At 27.1% G+C, this 1,918-nt stretch carries 2 protein-coding genes; both read left to right on the forward strand.

Going from position 1 to position 1,918, the window contains the following annotated elements; translation table 11 throughout:
• Nucleotides 1-938, forward strand: a 938-nt coding sequence (locus ACO409_RS10755; protein WP_485557132.1) for an RNA-guided endonuclease InsQ/TnpB family protein, incomplete at its 5' end; no start/stop codon positions are given.
• Between the two features lie 88 nt (nt 939-1,026).
• Entirely contained in the window at nt 1,027-1,821 is a 795-nt protein-coding gene (locus ACO409_RS10760) for a hypothetical protein (protein WP_485557134.1), read from the forward strand.
• Nucleotides 1,822-1,918 lie beyond the last annotated feature (97 nt).

Below are 1,918 nucleotides of genomic sequence, written 5' to 3' on the forward strand. Positions count from 1 at the left end.
AATTACCAAATTATCTTACTAAAGATGGTTTTACAACTCTTGTTATAGGTTTTGTTAGATTAAAAGATGATATGTTGATAGTTCCTTATTCAAATTCATTTAGAAAGATACATAAGGAAATCGCAATAAAACTACCCCCAGTATTAAAAAACAAGAAGATAAAAGAAATTAGAATAATACCAAAACAACATTCTAGGTACTTTGAAATTCAATATACTTATGAGGTAGAAGAAGTTCAAAGGGAATTAAATGAAAACAATGCACTAGGAATTGATTTAGGTATAGACAATCTTTGTACTTGTGTAACTAATAATGGAGCATCATTCATAATAGATGGTAGAAAATTAAAATCAATAAATCAATACTATAATAAGACAAATGCAAAATTGCAAAGCATTAAAGATAAACAAAAGATAGAGCATATAACATTAAGACAAAAGAGAATAACTAGAAAGAGAAATAATCGTATAGAAGATTATCTTTCAAAAGCGGCAAGAATAATTGTAAATTATTGTCTTAATAATGATATAGGAAAAATAGTTCTAGGATATAATGAAGATTTTCAAAGAAATTCAAATATAGGAAGTATAAATAATCAAAACTTTGTAAATATACCATATGGAAAATTAAGAGATAAATTAATATATCTATGTAAACTATATGGAATAGAATTTAAGCTGCAAGAAGAAAGTTATACATCAAAAGCAAGTTTCTTTGATGGAGATGAAATCCCGATATATGATAAAGAAAATCAAAAAGAATATATATTCAGTGGAAAAAGAATAAAAAGAGGACTATATCAAACAAGTAAAGGCTATCAATTAAATGCAGATTGTAATGGAGCATTAAACATATTAAGGAAAAGTAAAGTTGTGGATTTAAGTATCCTATACAATAGAGGTGAGCTGGACACGCCTAAAAGAATAAGGGTGGTGTAAAGCTATCAAACTTCTTAGAAAATTTTTAAATGTTTTTAAAGATTTTAGAACCCTGTGACTTTAGTTGTGGGAGGTTCAGAATTCTGAATTGAAAAAAGGAATTTTTTGGAATTATTTACAGCAGAAAAAGACACATTTTATGATTGAAGAGGAAAAAACTTATCCTTGTACGGATATACAAAAGGATAATCCGTTGCGAATTATTTATTTTAATAATAAATTATCAATAGAAATCGCACATTTTTTAACAGATGGGAAGGGTGCAATGCTATTTTTTCAGGATTTAATTGAAGAATATGTGGAAGTAAAGTATTTTTCTAAAGATAGCAGGAGCAGAAACTTCAGAAATACAGATACTATAATTGAAGATAAAGCAAAAAACGAAATTGGAGATAAATTTAAAGTAAAAGAGAAAAAGTTAAAAGAAATGATTGATTTTTCAAAAATAAATGACAATAAAATTAAAAATTTTGAAAATAAGAGTTTTTTAGAAAATAAAAAAAAGATTTTGGAAAAGAATGAAGAAATATTTGGAAATTATGATGAGGAAAATAGTATAAAGGAAAGTAAATATATTGACCTTTATGAAAAATATATGCGGAAAGTAAGTAAGGAAACTACGATAAAATCTGCATTTCATTTGCCAATAAAAATACTGGAGAAGGGGCAGTATCATATTACGACTGGCGAGATTTCTGCTGATGATTTGAAAATGGAAAGCAAAAAGCATAAAACTACAATTGGAAAATATCTGCTTGCAGTTTATTTTAAAGTTTTGCTAGATAGGTATTCAAGTGCAAAAAATCCGATTGTTATTGGAGTTCCTGTTGATTTGAGGAAAATTTTTGAGGAAAAGACGTATAGGAACTTTTTTATTAAATAGTGCAATAATACTCGCAACTTTATTCGTGAGACGAATTGCACAAAAATTTTAGTAAGCATATAGGGAAACTTGTATGTAGACACGGAGCAAAACCGTG

It is taken from the genome of Leptotrichia sp. (genome assembly GCF_057270615.1).